The organism is Bradyrhizobium sp. AUGA SZCCT0283 (genome assembly GCF_018130385.1).
In the GTDB taxonomy this organism is placed as follows: Bacteria; Pseudomonadota; Alphaproteobacteria; order Rhizobiales; family Xanthobacteraceae; genus Bradyrhizobium.
The window spans coordinates 18,486-33,825 of the sequence record NZ_JAFCLU010000011.1 but is presented as its reverse complement, the minus strand read 5'-3'; the positions used below and the strand labels follow the sequence as shown (position 1 = coordinate 33,825).

The following is a 15,340-nucleotide window of genomic DNA, read 5'->3' as shown; positions in this document are numbered from 1 at the left end:
TGGCGCCAATGGATGCGCGCTGGACCTGCGAGGCACGTCGCCCGCGCGGACGAATTCGCAAGCGTTCCGCTGGCGCTCGAAGCGGCGTCGGCGGGGGCCGTCAGCCAGGCCGAGGGGTGACGTTCTTAGGCTTGGCTGTCCTGTCGGCCTTCTGGTATCGGTAGAACCGAAACCGGGAACGAAATGCCGATGACCATCCTCCGCGCGCGCGACCTTTCACTGCGGCTGGCACCCCTGATCGCAGCGGGGATGTTCTGCCTGTTTTCCTCCCCCCTTCTCGCCGCCGACGACGAAGCCCCCCCGAAGGGCGCTGCCGTCACCGTGCTCAAGGCCGCGAAATCCTGTTTCGCCAATATCGTCGAGGTCTCCGGCACCATCATTCCGCGCGAGGAGACGCAGCTGCGCCCCGAACGGATGGGGCTGAAGGTCGCCGAGGTGATGGTGGATGCCGGCGACAGCGTCACCGCGGGGCAGGTGCTGGCGCGGCTGACCCTCCCCGAGGGCGGGCAGATCACGGTGCAGGCGCCGGTGGGCGGGGTGATCTCGGCCTCGACGGCTTCGGTCGGCGCGATGGCCTCGGGCAAGGGGGAAGCGCTGTTCTCGATCATCGCGCGCGGCGAGTTCGACCTGGTCGGCATGGTGCCGACGCGCGACATCCAGAAGCTTCAGGTCAACCAGACCGCGCGGATCAAGGTGATCGGCGCCGGCGAGGTCGACGGCAAGGTGCGGCGGCTGTCGACCACGGTGGAGCCGAACAGCCAGCTCGCGCAGGTGTTCCTCGGCGTCACCACCAACCGCCGCCTGCTGGTCAATTCCTCCGGCCGCGCGCAGATCAAGACCGGGCAGAGCTGCGGCGTCTCGGTGCCACTCACCGCCATCCTCTACGGCTCCGCCGGCACCGTGGTGCAGGTGGTGCGGCGCGCGCGCGTCGAAACGCGGCGGGTGGAGACCGGGCTGATGGCGGCCGGACAGGTCGAGATCACCTCGGGGATCCAGGAAGGCGACATCGTAGTGGCGCGCGCTGGCGCGCTGCTCCGCGAAGGCGATCCGGTGCGGGCGGTGACAGCGAGCGCGGACACGAAGTAGGCAGACGAAGCTGCCGTCGTCCCTGCGAAAGCAGGGACCATAACCACAGGCGCTCGTTGTGTGGTAAAATATTAGCTACCGCGCCTCATCGATAGATCACGCGGTATGGGTCCCTGCGTTCGCAGGGACGACAGCGGTGTTTCGCGCATGTATTACGTTTACATTCTCGCGAGCCGGCGGCACGGGACCCTGTATATCGGGGTGACCAATTCCCTTTCGAAACGGATGGAGCGGCATCGCAATGGCGAAGGGTCTTCGTTCGTCAAAACCTACGGTGTTTATCGGCTGCTTTACGTCGAGGCGTTCGAGCGGCCGGATGAGGCGATTGCCCGTGAAAAGCAACTCAAGCGCTGGAAGCGGGACTGGAAGATCGAGCTGATCGAGCGCGAGAATCTGGAATGGCGCGATCTCAGCGATCTGATTGTGTGAGGGATGCTCTCCCTCTTCGTCGTCCCTGCGAACGCAGGGACCCATACGCCGCGGCCGGTGTGAAGAGCACGCGGGGAGACGGCTTCGGTTCAGCAGCCCACAGCGCTAGTCTGGTTGATTAATGCAGAGCGTCAGCCACCGCGCTTCATCGGTAGATCACGCGGTATGGGTCCCTGCGTTCGCAGGGACGACGTGTGGATAGGGTTGTGCGCGAAAGCGCCCTTTAACCGCCGATACGGACGTCTTCCAGCAGGGACGACGACACCTGCGGCACCTGCTCGCCGTCGGAGGCGCGGGAGACGGAGATGCGGGTCTTGTTGAAGGCGGTGGCAGCGCCGGATTGCGAATTCAAATTGTTCAAGAGCTCGGTCACCAGCACGCTGTACTGGCCCTTGCCGTCATCGGCCACCTTGCCCGGCGTCGCCGAGGTCAGGATCAGCGCGTTTTCCGGCGCGGAGATCGGGGCCAGCCCATGGGAATAGGAGCGGAAGCGGCGCTCATAGGGGTTGCGGCGGGAGGCGTCGACGACGACCAGCTTGGCCTTGGCGCCCTTCTCGGTCATCGCGTCCAGCACCTGTTCGATGCTGACGCCGTCGCGGCGGACGTCGGCTTCCTTCCAGATCGCGGCGTCGATCGGGATCATGAAACTCTCGCGGCCGACCTGGACGCCATAGCCGCCGAAGAACAGCATCGCCACGGTGTCCTGTTGGATCTTGGCCTTCAGCCTGATGATGGCGCGGGCCATGTCGTCCTTGGTGGCGTCCTCGACCACGTCGACGTCAAAACCCTTGGCGCGCAGCGCGGCGGTGAGGCCGCGGGCATCGTTGATCGGCTGGGCCAGCGGGGCTGACGCATCCGGGTAATGGCCGTTGCCGATCACGAGCGCGACGCGGCTGGCCGACGTGCCGATCGAGCCGGTCTGTTCGGTTCCGATTGCCTTGGCGGCGTCGAGCGAGCGCTTGTTCAACGCCGCATGGGCGCCGATCGCCAGCGACACCAGGCCGATGAAAGCGACGGCAATGGTGACGGTGCGGCGGGAAATGCAGAGCTGACCAAGGTTCATTGCGATACCATTCCCAAGTTTGTCCAAAGGGCACCAAACAAGACCGCGCCAGTTAGTCGCGTGAGGACCGTTCAGGTTTGAAGGGGTTGCAGGATGTGTGCCGTCCAATTGCGCTCAATTTGCGGCACCGCAACAACCGGGCTTTTAGCCTGCCGGGCCCGCCCGAACAACCTCATTTGGTGCATGGAGCCAATTGCCGCCGACTATGGCGGAGGGTTAATGCCAGTTAAGTGACCTACATCACATTTGTGTTTTTCGCGGATTTGTATAGTTTTCAAGGGCTTGCAGGCCCGATCCGGCCGGCGGTGGCCGCCTTGAGCTAGTTGCCATGCTCAACGCGGCCCTCCCTTCACCGTTCCGGCGGAAAGAAACTGCATGGGCTTCCACACCATCGCCGGCGCCGCATTTCGGGCGCTGACCGCGCGGAAAGACGGCCCCTCGCTATACGACGTCTGCGATCCCGTGCTGTTGAAATACCGCGGCGGCGACCCCCATCTCGGCAAGTTCTATCGAACGGCGCTCGGCAATCCGGCGCTGCGGCCGCTGCTGCGGCGGACCGGGCTGCCCGCGCTGCGGGATACGAAGCGGCTCGGCGCCCTGCAGGAGGCGCTCCGGCTAGCGCGCGACGAGGACGAGCCGGACTGGGCCGCGGTCGGCGCCCCGATCGCCGAGCTGATGGCCGATATCGGGGTGCGACACCCCGCCCCGCCGCCGGTGGCGGCACCGGGCCGGGCGCCTGAAGCAAGCGAGATCGACCGGGTGATCCGCCGCTGCGGCGCGTATCTCCTGGGCTCGTTCGCCAAAAACGGCTTCATCCCGACCTATGCCGCCTTCAACCTGATCGGCGACCCCGACATGGGCGGGCGCGAAATGCTGATGGCGCTGACCGGGCTGAACTCGCGCGGCTACAAGAACTCGACGCTGTTGTTCAGCCTGGCGCGGATCTTCATCGCGCATTCGCCGGCCCGCGCGCTGATCAACCCGTCCTGGACGGGGATCGCCGAGCCGATGTGGGAGCCGATGCAGATCCGCCACCGCTCGGCCTATTACGACGCCTTCTTCACCGAGGCGCTGTTGAGCTATGTCGAGACCGGTCTGGCGTCGGCGGACGAGGCCGCGGCGTCGCGGCGCGCCATTTCGGAGATGGTGGATTTCTGCCTCAAGACCTCAGCCGAGGAAGTGCCCTCCCATGACGGTTCCACAGTGCGCGTGATCACGGCGCTGGCGCCGCTGCCGCATCCGCGCTTCTCGCGCTTCTTCGCCCAGATCAAGCAGGATCTGGGCTTCGGGATCTACGTGCCTGACTGTGACACCACCGCGTGCTCGTTCTCGGCGGCGACGCAGGCCGGCTCGACCGATCCGATCCTCGACCAGCCGCTGCTCGACTTCTACCGCGGCTACCAGGTGCGCGAGGGCGCCAACGAGCCGCGCGTCACCGTGCCCCTGAACGACAACATCGATTACGAGGGCGGCGTCGTCACCTGGATCGACAATCTCGCCGGCGAGCGGCCCTACGGCAACGACCTCGATCCGACGCTCAATCTCGACATTCTCGAAGTCTCCTTCCGCAATCTTTCGCGCTGGAACATTCTGGAGACGCCTTCGCGGCTGGAGACGGTGCATCGCATCATCGGCTTCCAGCGGCGGCTGGTCGAAAGCGGCGCCTTCGCCAACCCGCGCTCGCATATCTATTATTTGCCGGAACTCTACTCCGCCTATTTCGGCCGCTGCCACGCCGCGTTTATGGCGTTGCCTGATGCCGCGCGGCGGGCGATCGATCCGGACGGCACGTTCGCGTTCATCCGCGGCAAAGTGCTGGCCTACGTCGAAGGAGAATTGATCGCGCGCGAGATGAACCCGTTCGACGCCGCGCTGGCGCTGATGGCGCTGGCGCATCTCGGCGCCGACATCTCGACCTTCGCGCCGGCGCTGAACTGCATCGTCGCCAGCCTCGGCGAGGGCGGCAGGCACGGGCCGTACAAGGCCTATGAATGGAACAAGATGAAGACGCCGACGCGGATTCTGGTCGGCGGACCCGAGGTGACGTCGGCGTTTGTGCTGATGGGGCTGGCGTTGGCGCGAGGCGTGATGATGAAGAATGCGTAGGGTGGTTGTAACCCACCGACCTGTTCGTCGAGCCGAAAGATCTCGGTGGGTTACGCTTCGCTAACCCACCCTGCGAAGCGCTACGCAATGACAGGAAGTTGAAAGCGATGCGACGTTCCGGCTCTGGCAAGATGGCCCCATTGTCCGCACTATCCGCATCATTCCGCTGCTGGGACTGCCGATGAATTTATGGAAATTGCTGTTCGCTGTTCTGCTGCTGTCGCTCCCCGCCATGGCGCAGGCGGCCGACATCACCGGTGTCCCGAAAATCCGCGAAGGCGATCAGCTCCAGATCGGCAACCACCGCATTCGCCTGGGCGGCGTCGACGCGCCTGCGGTCGATCAGCTATGCCTCAACACCAAGGGCGAGCGCTGGACCTGCGGCGCCGCCGCGCGCGACGAACTGATCAAGCGCTTCGGTGGAAAGAGCTGGAGCTGTCATACCAGGGCCGTGACCGACCGCCGCGGCCGCACGGTCGCGCGCTGCGAGGCCGACGGCGAGGACGTCCAGAAATGGCTGGTGTCGAACGGCTGGGCGCTGGCGCTGACGCGCGTCTCGCACGATTACGAGGCTGACGAGAAGGCCGCGCGCGAGGCCAAGGCCGGGATGTGGCAGGGCGCGTTCATCGCGCCGTGGGACTGGCGCGTCCGCAACAAGAAGACCGCCATTCTCGGCGCCGTCAAGCCGCCGGAGAACGCCAGGGCGATCCTGTTGGCGTCGGCATCCGGTTCGGTCGCACCCTCGCCCGACTGCACCATCAAGGGCAATGTCAATCGCTCGGGCGAATGCATCTATCACCAGCCGACAAGCCGCTGGTATGCGAAGATCCAGATGAAGATCTCAAAGGGCACGCGCTGGTTCTGCTCGGTCGAGGAAGCCGAAGCCGCCGGCTGCCGCGAGACGAGGCGATAGTTTTCTTTCTTAACCTCGCCCCGCTTGCGGGGTCGAGACAAGCGAAGCTTGCTCTTAGGTCGACGCGCTCTTGCGCGGCGGGTGAGGGGTACAGGTCTATCGACAATCCTCATCGCGCGGAGAGAGCCCCTCACCCCGACCCTCTCCCCGCGAAGGGCGGGGAGAGGGAGAAGTGCGACTGCCGTTCACTGATAGACTCGTAAGAACACAACACCGTGCCGGATATTCAAACCAACCAACGACCGCGGCCGCCGAGAAAGCGCGGCGGGCTGCGGCGCGCTGCGTGGCTCACGCTCGTCATCCTCGGCGGCTACGGCCTGCTCGCCTATCTGGTGCTGCCGGGGTTCTGGACGCATTACGAGCATCAGCGCGGGCTCGCTGAGATGCCGATGGTGACGCGGACCGCGCAGGGCATTCCAGGCGATCCCATGAATGTCGGGCTGATCGGCGCCATCGGCGACGTGGTCTGCGCGATGCACGCGGCGGGCTGGTATCCGGCCGACCGGATCACGCTGAAATCCTCGATCGAGATCATCGGCAGCGTGCTGCTCGACCGTCCCTACAAGGACGCGCCGGTCAGCAATCTCTATTATCTCGGCCGCCGCGAGGATCTCGCCTATGAAAAGCCGATCGGAGCCAGCGCCGACCGCCGCAACCATGTGCGCTACTGGAAGGTGCTGGAAAGCGGTGCAGAGAAGCGACCGGTCTGGCTTGGGGCCGCGACGGAAGATCGCGGCGTCGGCGTCAGCACATACACCGCCGCCGTCACGCACCATATCAGCCCCGATCTCGACGCCGAGCGCGCGCTGCTTGCGGCTGATCTGGAAAACGCCGGCATGGTGGAGGCCAAATATCAGGTCACCGGCATCGGGCCGACGATCGCGGGCCATAATGGCGGGGGCGACCTCTATTACACCGACGGCGAAATCTGGGTGCTGCGGCTGGTCGAGGCCTGCAAAAAGCGCGAGGGGCCTGCGGTGACGATCCCGAGCCCACCGGCGACCGAATTGAAGGATCAGATCTGGCGCGCGATCGCCAATGCAATGGGCAAATAGCTTACGCAGTCACCACTGTGGCGCGGAGCAATGAGAGCAATCGGTTTTTGCAGCTTTGGATTGCTTCGCTGCGCTCGCAATGACGGCTGCGATGGCTTAATATCAATACGACACCGAGATTGAATCTCCTGCCGACAAGGAAAACCAAAAAATGACCGTTCGCGCGGGCCGGGAATTTCTGGCCATCCCGGGACCCACCACCATGCCCGACGAAGTGCTGCAGGCGATGCATCGCCCGGCGCTCGACATCTATTCCGAACAGATGCTGGAATTGACCGCAAGCCTGCTCGCCGATCTCTCTAAACTGTTCGCCACCAAGGGCCAAGCCTACATCTACATCGCCAACGGCCATGGCGCATGGGAAGCGACGCTGTCCAACGTGCTGTCGCGCGGCGACAAGCTGCTGGTGCTGGAAAGCGGACGCTTTGCGATCGGCTGGGGGCAGGCGGCGGCGGCGATGGGCGCCGAGGTCGAGGTGCTGCGGGGCGACTGGCGCCGCGCGATCCGGCCCGCCGAGGTCGAGGCGCGGCTGAAGCAGGACAAGGATCACAGCATCAAGGCGATCGTCGCGGTGCAGGTCGATACGGCGTCGGGCGCCTATAACGACATCGAAGCCATCGGCAAGGCGATCAAGTCGACCGGCCATCCGGCGCTGTTCATGGTCGACACTGTGGCCTCGCTCGGCTGCATGCCGTTCGAGATGGACAAATGGGGCATCGATGTCGCGATGTCCGGCTCGCAGAAGGGCCTGATGACACCGCCCGGCCTCGGCTTCGTCGCCGCCAACGACCGCGCCCGCGAAGTGCACAGGAAGGCCAATCTGCGCACGCCCTATTGGGACTGGACCGAGCGCGAAGGAGCTGAGCACTACCGCAAATATGCCGGCACCGCGCCGGTGCATTTGCTGTTCGCGCTGCGCAAGGCGATCGACATGCTCCACGCGGAAGGGCTGGAGAACGCTTATCTGCGCCACCGCCTGCTCGCCGAAGCCGTGCGCCGCGCGGTCGCCGTCTGGAGCGAGGGTCAGGTGATCGGCTTCAACATCGCGGAGGCCAATGAGCGCTCCAACACGGTGACGACGGTGACGATGAACGGCTTTGATCCGGCCGCGCTGCAGCGCTACTGCAAGGAAAAATGCGGCGTGGTGCTGGGCACCGGGATCGGCGACCTCTCCGGCCAGGCGTTCCGCATCGCCCATATGGGCCATGTGAATGCGCCGATGATTCTGGGCACGCTCGGCGTCATCGAGGTCGGCCTCAATGCGCTCAATGTTCCCCATGGCAAGGGCGGAACCGAGGCCGCGATCGAATATCTCGGCGAGAACGTCGGGGCGTAAGCATGCCTATCGCGAGCCTAACTTGTCGTCCCTGCGAACGCAGGGACCCATACCGCGTGATCTATCGATGAAGCGACGTGGCTACCGCTCTGCGTTTTCCAACACCCGCTGCGGATTGCTGAATCGGAACCGTCTCCCCGCTTGCCCTTCACATCGGCCGCGGCGTATGGGTCCCTGCGTTCGCAGGGACGGCGCCGACCGATGGCTTAGCGGAGCTGATGGGTATCGCTTCGCTCCACCCATCCTACGGCCTGCGTCTCTCACAATGTGAAATCCTGCGCCGGCGCCATTGCGCATCAGCGCGCGGACCACATCGTTTCTAACTCAACTCCCTTTCCCAACCCGTTTTTGTCCGTATACTGGCATACCAAGCCGGGCGCTGATCCGTGCACGAACAAGAGTGGGAGTGAGGCGATTGGCGTCGGTGGATTTGCGCGGCCTGACCAAGCGATTTGGCTCGCTTGCGGTGGTCGATAACGTCTCATTGAAAATCGATCATGGACAACTGGTCTGCCTGCTCGGCCCGTCCGGCTGCGGCAAGACCACGACACTGCGGCTGATCGCAGGCTTCCTCGAACCTTCCGACGGCGAGATCCATGTCGGCGACCGGCTGGTGTCGTCGAAGGCCCGCACGCTGCCGCCCGAGCAGCGCAGCATGTCGATGATCTTCCAGAGCTACGCGCTGTGGCCCCACATGACGGTGACGGAAAATATCGTCTACGGCCTGCGTCTGCGCAAACTCGACCGCGACACCATCGCGAGGAAACTGGCCGCCATTCTCGCCACCACCAAGCTCGAGGCGCTGGCGCAGCGCTATCCCGGCGAACTCTCCGGCGGGCAGCAGCAGCGGGTGGCGCTGGCGCGCGCGCTGATCGTCGAACCGGAAACGCTGCTGCTCGACGAGCCGCTCTCCAACCTCGATGCGAATCTGCGCGAGGAGATGCGGTTCGAAATCCGAAGGCTGCATGACGAATATCGCTACACCACCGTCTATGTCACCCACGACCAATCCGAGGCCATGACCACGGCGGACCTGATCGCGGTCATGAATAGCGGGCGGATCGACCAGCTCGGCACGCCCGAGGACATCTATGCCCGCCCCGAGTCCGAATTCGTCGCGCGCTTCATCGGCGCCAGCAACGTCATCAAGGGCACCGCGCTTGATGTCAGCCATGTCGCCTTTGCCGGCGCGACGTTGAAGGTGGTCGGCGCGCCGCTCACATCGGGCCAGGACGCCGTGGTCGCGATCCGCCAGCATGATATCGGGCTTTCGACGCAGCCGCCGGCTTCGCCCGGGAACGCAATCAAGGCCATCGTGACGCGGCAGGTCTATCTCGGCGCCGCGCGCGACTACATGGTCGAGGTGGCCGACGGCACCAGTTTGCGCGCCACCACGCCGACCGAAACCAGCGTGCAAAAGGGCGGCGAGGTCTGGCTGACGCTGCCGCCCGAGCGCTGCCGGGCGCTGAGCCGTTAAAGAAGAAAAGCACAGGAGGACGCGATGGAGAGACGAAGACTTTCGAGACGCGACATCCTGCAAGGCGCGGCCACGCTTGCCACTGGCGCCCTATTCGCCTCCCCCGTTCGCGCCCAGGCGCCGGAGCCGGTCGCGATCACGCCGGCACTGGTCGAGGCGGCGAAGAAGGAAGGCAAACTGATCCTGTATTCGTCGATGGACCTGCCGGTCGGCGAAAAACTCGGCAAGGCGTTCGAGACCGCCTATCCCGGCGTCACCGTGCAGATCGAACGCTCCGGTTCGGAGCGATTGTTCCAGCGGATCGACCAGGAATTTGCGAGCAACATTCGCGCCGCCGATATCGTCAACTCCTCCGACGCCTCGCACTTCATCGTCTGGAAGAAGAACGGCTGGCTGATGCCGTTTGTCCCCGAGGACGTCGCCAAGCATTTCCCCGAAAGCTATCGCGACCCCGACGGCATGTTCGTGACCTCGCGCGTCTGGCTGTCGTCGATCGCCTACAACACCAACCTCGTCAAGCCGGAGGATGCGCCGAAGAGCTTTGCCGACCTGCTCGATCCCAAATGGGCGGGCAAGATGGTCAAGGGACACCCCGCCTATAGCGGCACCATCATGACCGCGACGTTCCAGATGGTGCGCGAGCTCGGCTGGGAATACATGGAGAAACTTTCAAAGCAGCGCGTGATGCAGGTGCAGTCGTCAACCGATCCGCCAAAGAAGCTGTCGCTCGGTGAGCGCGCCGTTATGGCCGACGGCAACGAATACGGCATCGTGCTCTTGAAGGAAGCCGGCCAGCCGGTCGAGCCGGTCTACCCTGTCGAGGGTACGCCGACGATTTCGGGGCCGACCGGCATCTTCAAGACCGCGCAGCACCCCAACGCCGCAAAACTGTTCCAGGCCTGGCTGCATACGCGTCAGACCCAGCAATTCTTCATCGACTTCACCGCGCAGTATTCGGTTCACGCGCAGGTGCAATCGAAGCCGGGACGGCGGAAGATTTCGGACATCAAGCTGATGAAGGAAGATGCCGAAGGCGTCGAAAAGATGACCGAAGAGATCAAGACGCGCTATGCGCGGCTGTTCAGGGTTTGAGGATGGGCAGCCCCAGCCTTTGCCGTCATTCCGGGGCGCGACGAAGTCGCGAACCCGGAATCCATGCCAGCCGGAGAAATGGATTCCCTGATGTGCAATTGCACATCAAAGCTCATCGCTGCGCGATGCCCCGGAATGACGGTGAGAAAGTTTTCGCATGACCACCATCACCGCCACCGACACGCCAAAATCCCGCATCGACTGGACCCGCCCCATCCTGTGGCTGTTCGCCGCCTTCATGATCGTGCTGATCGTGCTGCCGATGTCGTGGCTGGCGGTGTTCGCGTTCACGGACAAGGCACGGCATCCGACGCTGCAGAATTTCGTCACGCTGTTCACCGACCCCGCCTTTCTCGATCCGCTGCTGACGACCGCGATCATCGCCACCACCTCGGCGGTGATCTGCTGCCTTGTCGCCGCTCCGATCGGCTGGCTGGTGTCGCGCACCGACATGCCGGGGCGGCAGACCATCCGCGCGCTGGTGACGGCTTCGTTCGTGACACCGCCGTTTCTCGGCGCGGTCGCCTGGGAATTGCTGGCGGCGCCCAATAGCGGCCTGTTGAACCAGCTTTACCGCTATCTCACCGGCGCCGAAGATCCCCTGTTCGACATCTATTCGCTGACCGGGCTGATCTTCGTGATCTCCTGCTACACTTTTCCGTTCGTCTTCGTGCTGGTCGCCAACGCGCTCGACAACATGCCGGGCGAGCTGGAAGACGCGTCCGCCATTCTCGGCGGCAAGGCCTGGACCACGGCGCGGCGCGTCACGATACCGCTCGCGCTCCCGGCATTGGTCGCCGGCGCATTGATTGCGTTCCTGCAGGCCATGACGCTGTTCGGATCGCCCGCGATCCTGGCGCTGCCGGCCGGCTTCCACACCATGACGACGAAAATCTGGAGCCTGTTCCAGTATCCGCCAAAACTGGAATTGGCCGCAGCCGCCGCCGTGCCGCTGCTGTTGCTGACAATATTGCTGTTGCAGGGCCAAAAATTCCTGCTCGGCCGCCGCGGCTTCTCGGTGGTCGGCGGCAAATACGGCGCGCCGCGTCAGGTCGAGATGAAGGGATGGCGCTGGGCGGCGCTGGCGTTCTGCCTCGTCGTGCTGCTCAATCCGGTGTTCCTGCCCTATTTCGCGCTGCTCAATGCGGCGTTCTCGCCGAACGCGACCACGCTGGTGACGCCGTCGACGGCGACCCTGCACAACATCGTTTTCGTGTTCACCGAGTTGTCGTCGACCCAGCTCGCGCTGAAGAACACGGTGATCCTGGGCGCCTCGACGGCGACCATCGGCACCATCCTCGCGCTGGTCGTCGCCTATGTCACGACGCGGCGCGTAATCGCGAGCCACCGCATACTCGGCTTTCTCGCCACCGCGCCGGTGGCGGTACCCGGCATCGTGCTCGGCGTCGGGCTGTTCCTGAGCTACACGCGGCCGCCCTTCGTGCTCTACGGCACGCTGTGGATCCTGCTGCTGGCGTTCCTCACCATCAATTTGCCGTCGGCCTATCAGCAATTGCAGGCGGCGTTTGCGACCATTCACCCCGAGCTGGAAGATGCCAGCCGCATCCTCGGCGCGACGCGGCTGCAATCGCTGCGCCAGATCACCGCGCCCTTGCTGCGCACCGGCGTGATCGCGACCTGGTGCTTCATCTTCATCGGCGTGATGCGCGAACTGTCCGCGGCGATCGTGCTGTTCACCTCGCAGACCAAGGTGCTGTCGGTCCTGATCTACGACCTCAACGAAAGCGGCGACCTCGCCGCGATTTCGGTGCTCGGCATCGCGATGCTGGTGATCACCTTTGCCGTGGTGCTCGCGGTGAACCGGATCCCGGTATTCGGCGGCGGCGCCGCGGCGAGGCTGCGGAATAGTTAGGACTGGCTCTATCGATATGTCGTCCCTGCGAACGCAGGGACCCATACCGCGTGACCCCTCAATGAAGCGCGGTCGTGGACGCTCTGCGTTAGCAGACTACTGCTGTGAATTGCGGAAGCAGAGCCGGCACCGCTCCTGCCCATTACACCGGCCGCGGCGTATGGATCCCTGCGTTCGCAGGGACGACGACGGTTAGCTAACGCTCCAGCTTATACGCTTCGACCTGCGCCTTTAGTCGATCCAGCGAGGCCAGCGGCTTCGTGCGGTCAACGACGTATTTCCGTTCCGCCAGCCACGCCAAAATCGTCAGATCGATCGCCGGCGAGTGGTGGATCACGTCGCCGTAATTGCCGAGGTCGTGGGTGATCTCCTTCACGTCGCGGAAATCATGCAGTCGCACATTGGGGAACTGCAGCAATCGCGGGAAGGCGTAGGCCGTGAAGTCGTAGGCGATCGTAAGCGTCGCCGGCGAGGCGTTGCGCATCGCCACGAAATGCAGGATCGAATAGGGCGCGAAGTAGATATCGAAGGTGACGTGCGGGTTGTTTTCGATCAACGCGACCGCATCGCGCTCGAAATTCCGGACCATCGCGTCGTAGATGTAGCCTTCCGCGATGGAACCGCTGCGCGCAGGATCGGTGAGACGCCTGAAGGCCGCGGCGGCACTTTTCGCATTGTAGAACCCCGCCACGTCGAAATCAGGGCGCAGGGCATTGATGTCGTCGATCCCCGAAATCGAAAATTTGAACATGACACCGTTGGTCAACCGCGCGACGATCGGTTCGGACAGCGGGATCGCGCGCGCCAGAATCCACAGCGACTCGCGCGCCATCGCGCCACTGAACAGATAGCCGGCGACGCCCTTGGCGTTGCGGCGGTAGAGATCGGCCGGAATGTGGACGTCGAAATCGATCTTCGGCGCGTCGCGAAAGATCCAGTCGTCCATCTGCCAGACGACCCGCTTCGGGCGGCGCTCCATCGCGGCCGCCAGCACAAAACCTTGCTCGCGGGAATTCGAACCGGTCATCGCGAGCTTCAGCGAGCGGACGCCCAGCGCCCTGTCGATATCGCTCTGGCGGAAGTGAATCGCGAGCGAGGTGCCCATTAAGACGGTATCGAATTGTTGGCTGCGGATCAGGCCGGCATCCTGCATGCGGCTGTCGACCGAATACATCGCCGGAAACCACCGCGCGGGCCGGAACAGCTGCAGGGGATCGACGACGAAGTTCAGCGCTGCCACCATCAGGATGATGGTCGCCGTCGCGCACAGAAACCGCCTCAAGTTTTTTGCCGATACGCTCATCAGAACCTGAAATAGATGAATTCGCTGTGCTGCTGAATTCCAAGAATCCCGAACGCCAGCACAGCCGCGGTGGCATAGAGAAACAGCGGGCGCATCCGCTGCGCGCGAAGCCCTTCGCCGACGACCCGGTTCTTGTGGTCGTAGCCCATGATCTCCTGCGTATTCGGCGCGAACCAGGCCAGCGCGGCGTAGATTGCGACGAACAGCGCATAAACGATTTCAACGCGGCCAAAGGCGATATTGGAGGGATCGGCCATTTTCGACAGCACCGCGAGCGCAGTCGCGATGTCCGGGGCGCGGAAGAAGACCCAGGCGATGACGACGGCCAAAAATGTCAGGGCCGCTCCCGCGATATCGGCAAGAAGGGCGAAACGCGGCGGCGCCTTGGGCCCGTAGTTGGTCCATGCGTGATTGATGCAGAGATAGACGCCGTGCAGCGCGCCCCAGGCCACGAAGGTCCAGGCCGCGCCATGCCAGAGGCCGCCGAGCAGCATGGTGATCATGAGATTGACATAGCGCAGGACGCGGCCATGGCGGTTGCCGCCGAGCGGGATGTAGAGATAGTCGCGCAGGAACTGCGACAGCGTCATGTGCCAGCGCCGCCAGAAGTCGATGATCGAGACAGCCTTGTAGGGCGAGTTGAAATTCAGCGGCAGGAAGATGCCGAACATCAGCGATAGGCCGATCGCCATGTCGGAATAGCCGGAGAAATCGAAATAGAGCTGGAACGTGTAAGCCAAGACGCCGATCCAGGCTTGATCGAAGGTCGGCGCATTGGGACCGAACGCCTGTGACACCAGCGGCTGAATGCCGTCGGCCAGGCAGGTCTTCTTGAACAGGCCGATCGCGAAGATGATGAGGCCGCACAGGATCAGATGCGGATCGGGGCGTTTTGTTTCCGCGCGCTCGAACTGCGGGATCATATCCCGGTGGTGCAGGATCGGCCCCGCGATCAGATGCGGGAAGTATGCAACGAACAGCGCGTAATGCGGCAGCGCGTAGCGCGCGACGTTCCCCCGATAGGCATCGACCAGAAACGCGATCTGGGTGAAGGTGTAGAAGGAGATGCCGACCGGCAGCACGATGTTGACGACGAAGCCGGTAGAAAACAGCGCGTTGAGATTGGCGGCGAAAAATCCCGCATATTTGAAGATGCCGAGCACCACGAGATCGCCGGCGACACCGATGGCGAGCGCGGCAAACCGTACACCGGGGCCGAGCTTGCGCGAGATCAGGAGATAGCCGACGCCGTAATTGAAGGCGATCGAAACAAGCAGCAGCGGGACGAACTGCCAACCGCCGAAGGCATAAAACACCAGCGAGGCCAGCGCCAGCCAGACCACCGGGGCCAGATTGCTGCGGCGGCCGAGCGCGAAATAGCCGAGCAGGACGACCGGCAGGAACAGGAAGATAAGGGAATGCGAGTTGAAGAGCATCAGGCCTTTCCCGGTGGTGCCGAAAAGCCTAACCATACAATGCAGATGTCACAACCCGCGCCGATCTGGCAATCGGCGCATTCGAACCGATATAGAGGGGGCTCCTCTCCCTCTCCCCGTCCTTCACGGGGAGAGGTGGTGCAAGCCCGTACATTGAATCGACCCGCGGAA

General features: G+C 63.8%; 12 protein-coding genes. 9 read left to right on the top strand and 3 right to left on the bottom strand.

The annotated features are described in order from the left end of the window. The first annotated feature begins 189 nt into the window (after window positions 1-189). Together JQ624_RS16845 and JQ624_RS16840 are read left to right on the top strand one after the other, a co-directional pair. On the top strand, window positions 190-1,086 hold the full coding sequence (locus JQ624_RS16845; protein ID WP_212420026.1) for an efflux RND transporter periplasmic adaptor subunit: 897 nt from the start codon (window positions 190-192) through the stop codon (window positions 1,084-1,086). 147 nt (window positions 1,087-1,233) lie between these two features. Beyond that, window positions 1,234-1,515: a GIY-YIG nuclease family protein gene (locus tag JQ624_RS16840; protein WP_212420025.1), complete on the top strand. Its 282-nt coding sequence runs from the start codon at window positions 1,234-1,236 to the stop codon at window positions 1,513-1,515. 223 nt (window positions 1,516-1,738) lie between these two features. On the opposite strand, the gene JQ624_RS16835 is transcribed toward JQ624_RS16840, so the two are convergent. Next, window positions 1,739-2,578 carry a caspase family protein gene (locus JQ624_RS16835; RefSeq protein ID WP_212420024.1) on the bottom strand — a complete coding sequence of 280 codons (840 nt, stop codon included), beginning with the start codon at window positions 2,576-2,578 and terminating at the stop codon, window positions 1,739-1,741. A gap of 375 nt (window positions 2,579-2,953) precedes the next feature. On the opposite strand from JQ624_RS16835, the gene JQ624_RS16830 reads away from it, so the two are divergent. The 7 genes from JQ624_RS16830 to JQ624_RS16800 all read left to right on the top strand — a co-directional run bounded on the left by JQ624_RS16830 (window position 2,954) and on the right by JQ624_RS16800 (window position 12,430). Continuing rightward, window positions 2,954-4,684, top strand: a complete 1,731-nt coding sequence (locus tag JQ624_RS16830; RefSeq protein ID WP_212420023.1) for a hypothetical protein — start codon at window positions 2,954-2,956, stop codon at window positions 4,682-4,684. A 181-nt stretch (window positions 4,685-4,865) separates the two neighbouring features. Beyond that, window positions 4,866-5,597 carry a thermonuclease family protein gene (locus JQ624_RS16825; protein ID WP_212420022.1) on the top strand — a complete coding sequence of 244 codons (732 nt, stop codon included), beginning with the start codon at window positions 4,866-4,868 and terminating at the stop codon, window positions 5,595-5,597. Window positions 5,598-5,821: 224 nt separating this feature from the next. Beyond that, window positions 5,822-6,652: an LssY C-terminal domain-containing protein gene (locus tag JQ624_RS16820; RefSeq protein ID WP_409334342.1), complete on the top strand. Its 831-nt coding sequence runs from the start codon at window positions 5,822-5,824 to the stop codon at window positions 6,650-6,652. Window positions 6,653-6,803: 151 nt separating this feature from the next. Next, the gene (locus JQ624_RS16815) at window positions 6,804-7,988 is read left to right on the top strand and encodes an alanine--glyoxylate aminotransferase family protein (protein ID WP_212420021.1); all 1,185 of its coding nucleotides are present in this window, start codon (window positions 6,804-6,806) and stop codon (window positions 7,986-7,988) included. Between the two features lie 424 nt (window positions 7,989-8,412). Further along, on the top strand, window positions 8,413-9,465 hold the full coding sequence (locus JQ624_RS16810; RefSeq protein ID WP_312014438.1) for an ABC transporter ATP-binding protein: 1,053 nt from the start codon (window positions 8,413-8,415) through the stop codon (window positions 9,463-9,465). A gap of 24 nt (window positions 9,466-9,489) precedes the next feature. Further along, window positions 9,490-10,557 (top strand): ABC transporter substrate-binding protein, encoded by a 1,068-nt coding sequence (locus tag JQ624_RS16805; RefSeq protein ID WP_212420019.1) that lies wholly within the window; start codon window positions 9,490-9,492, stop codon window positions 10,555-10,557. A 157-nt stretch (window positions 10,558-10,714) separates the two neighbouring features. Continuing rightward, window positions 10,715-12,430 carry an iron ABC transporter permease gene (locus tag JQ624_RS16800; protein ID WP_212420018.1) on the top strand — a complete coding sequence of 572 codons (1,716 nt, stop codon included), beginning with the start codon at window positions 10,715-10,717 and terminating at the stop codon, window positions 12,428-12,430. Between the two features lie 196 nt (window positions 12,431-12,626). Here JQ624_RS16800 and JQ624_RS16795 read toward each other — a convergent pair whose 3' ends face one another. Further along, on the bottom strand, window positions 12,627-13,712 hold the full coding sequence (locus JQ624_RS16795) for a hypothetical protein (RefSeq protein ID WP_312014434.1): 1,086 nt from the start codon (window positions 13,710-13,712) through the stop codon (window positions 12,627-12,629). Window positions 13,713-13,732: 20 nt separating this feature from the next. Further along, window positions 13,733-15,169 (bottom strand): MBOAT family protein, encoded by a 1,437-nt coding sequence (locus JQ624_RS16790; RefSeq protein ID WP_212420016.1) that lies wholly within the window; start codon window positions 15,167-15,169, stop codon window positions 13,733-13,735. Window positions 15,170-15,340 lie beyond the last annotated feature (171 nt).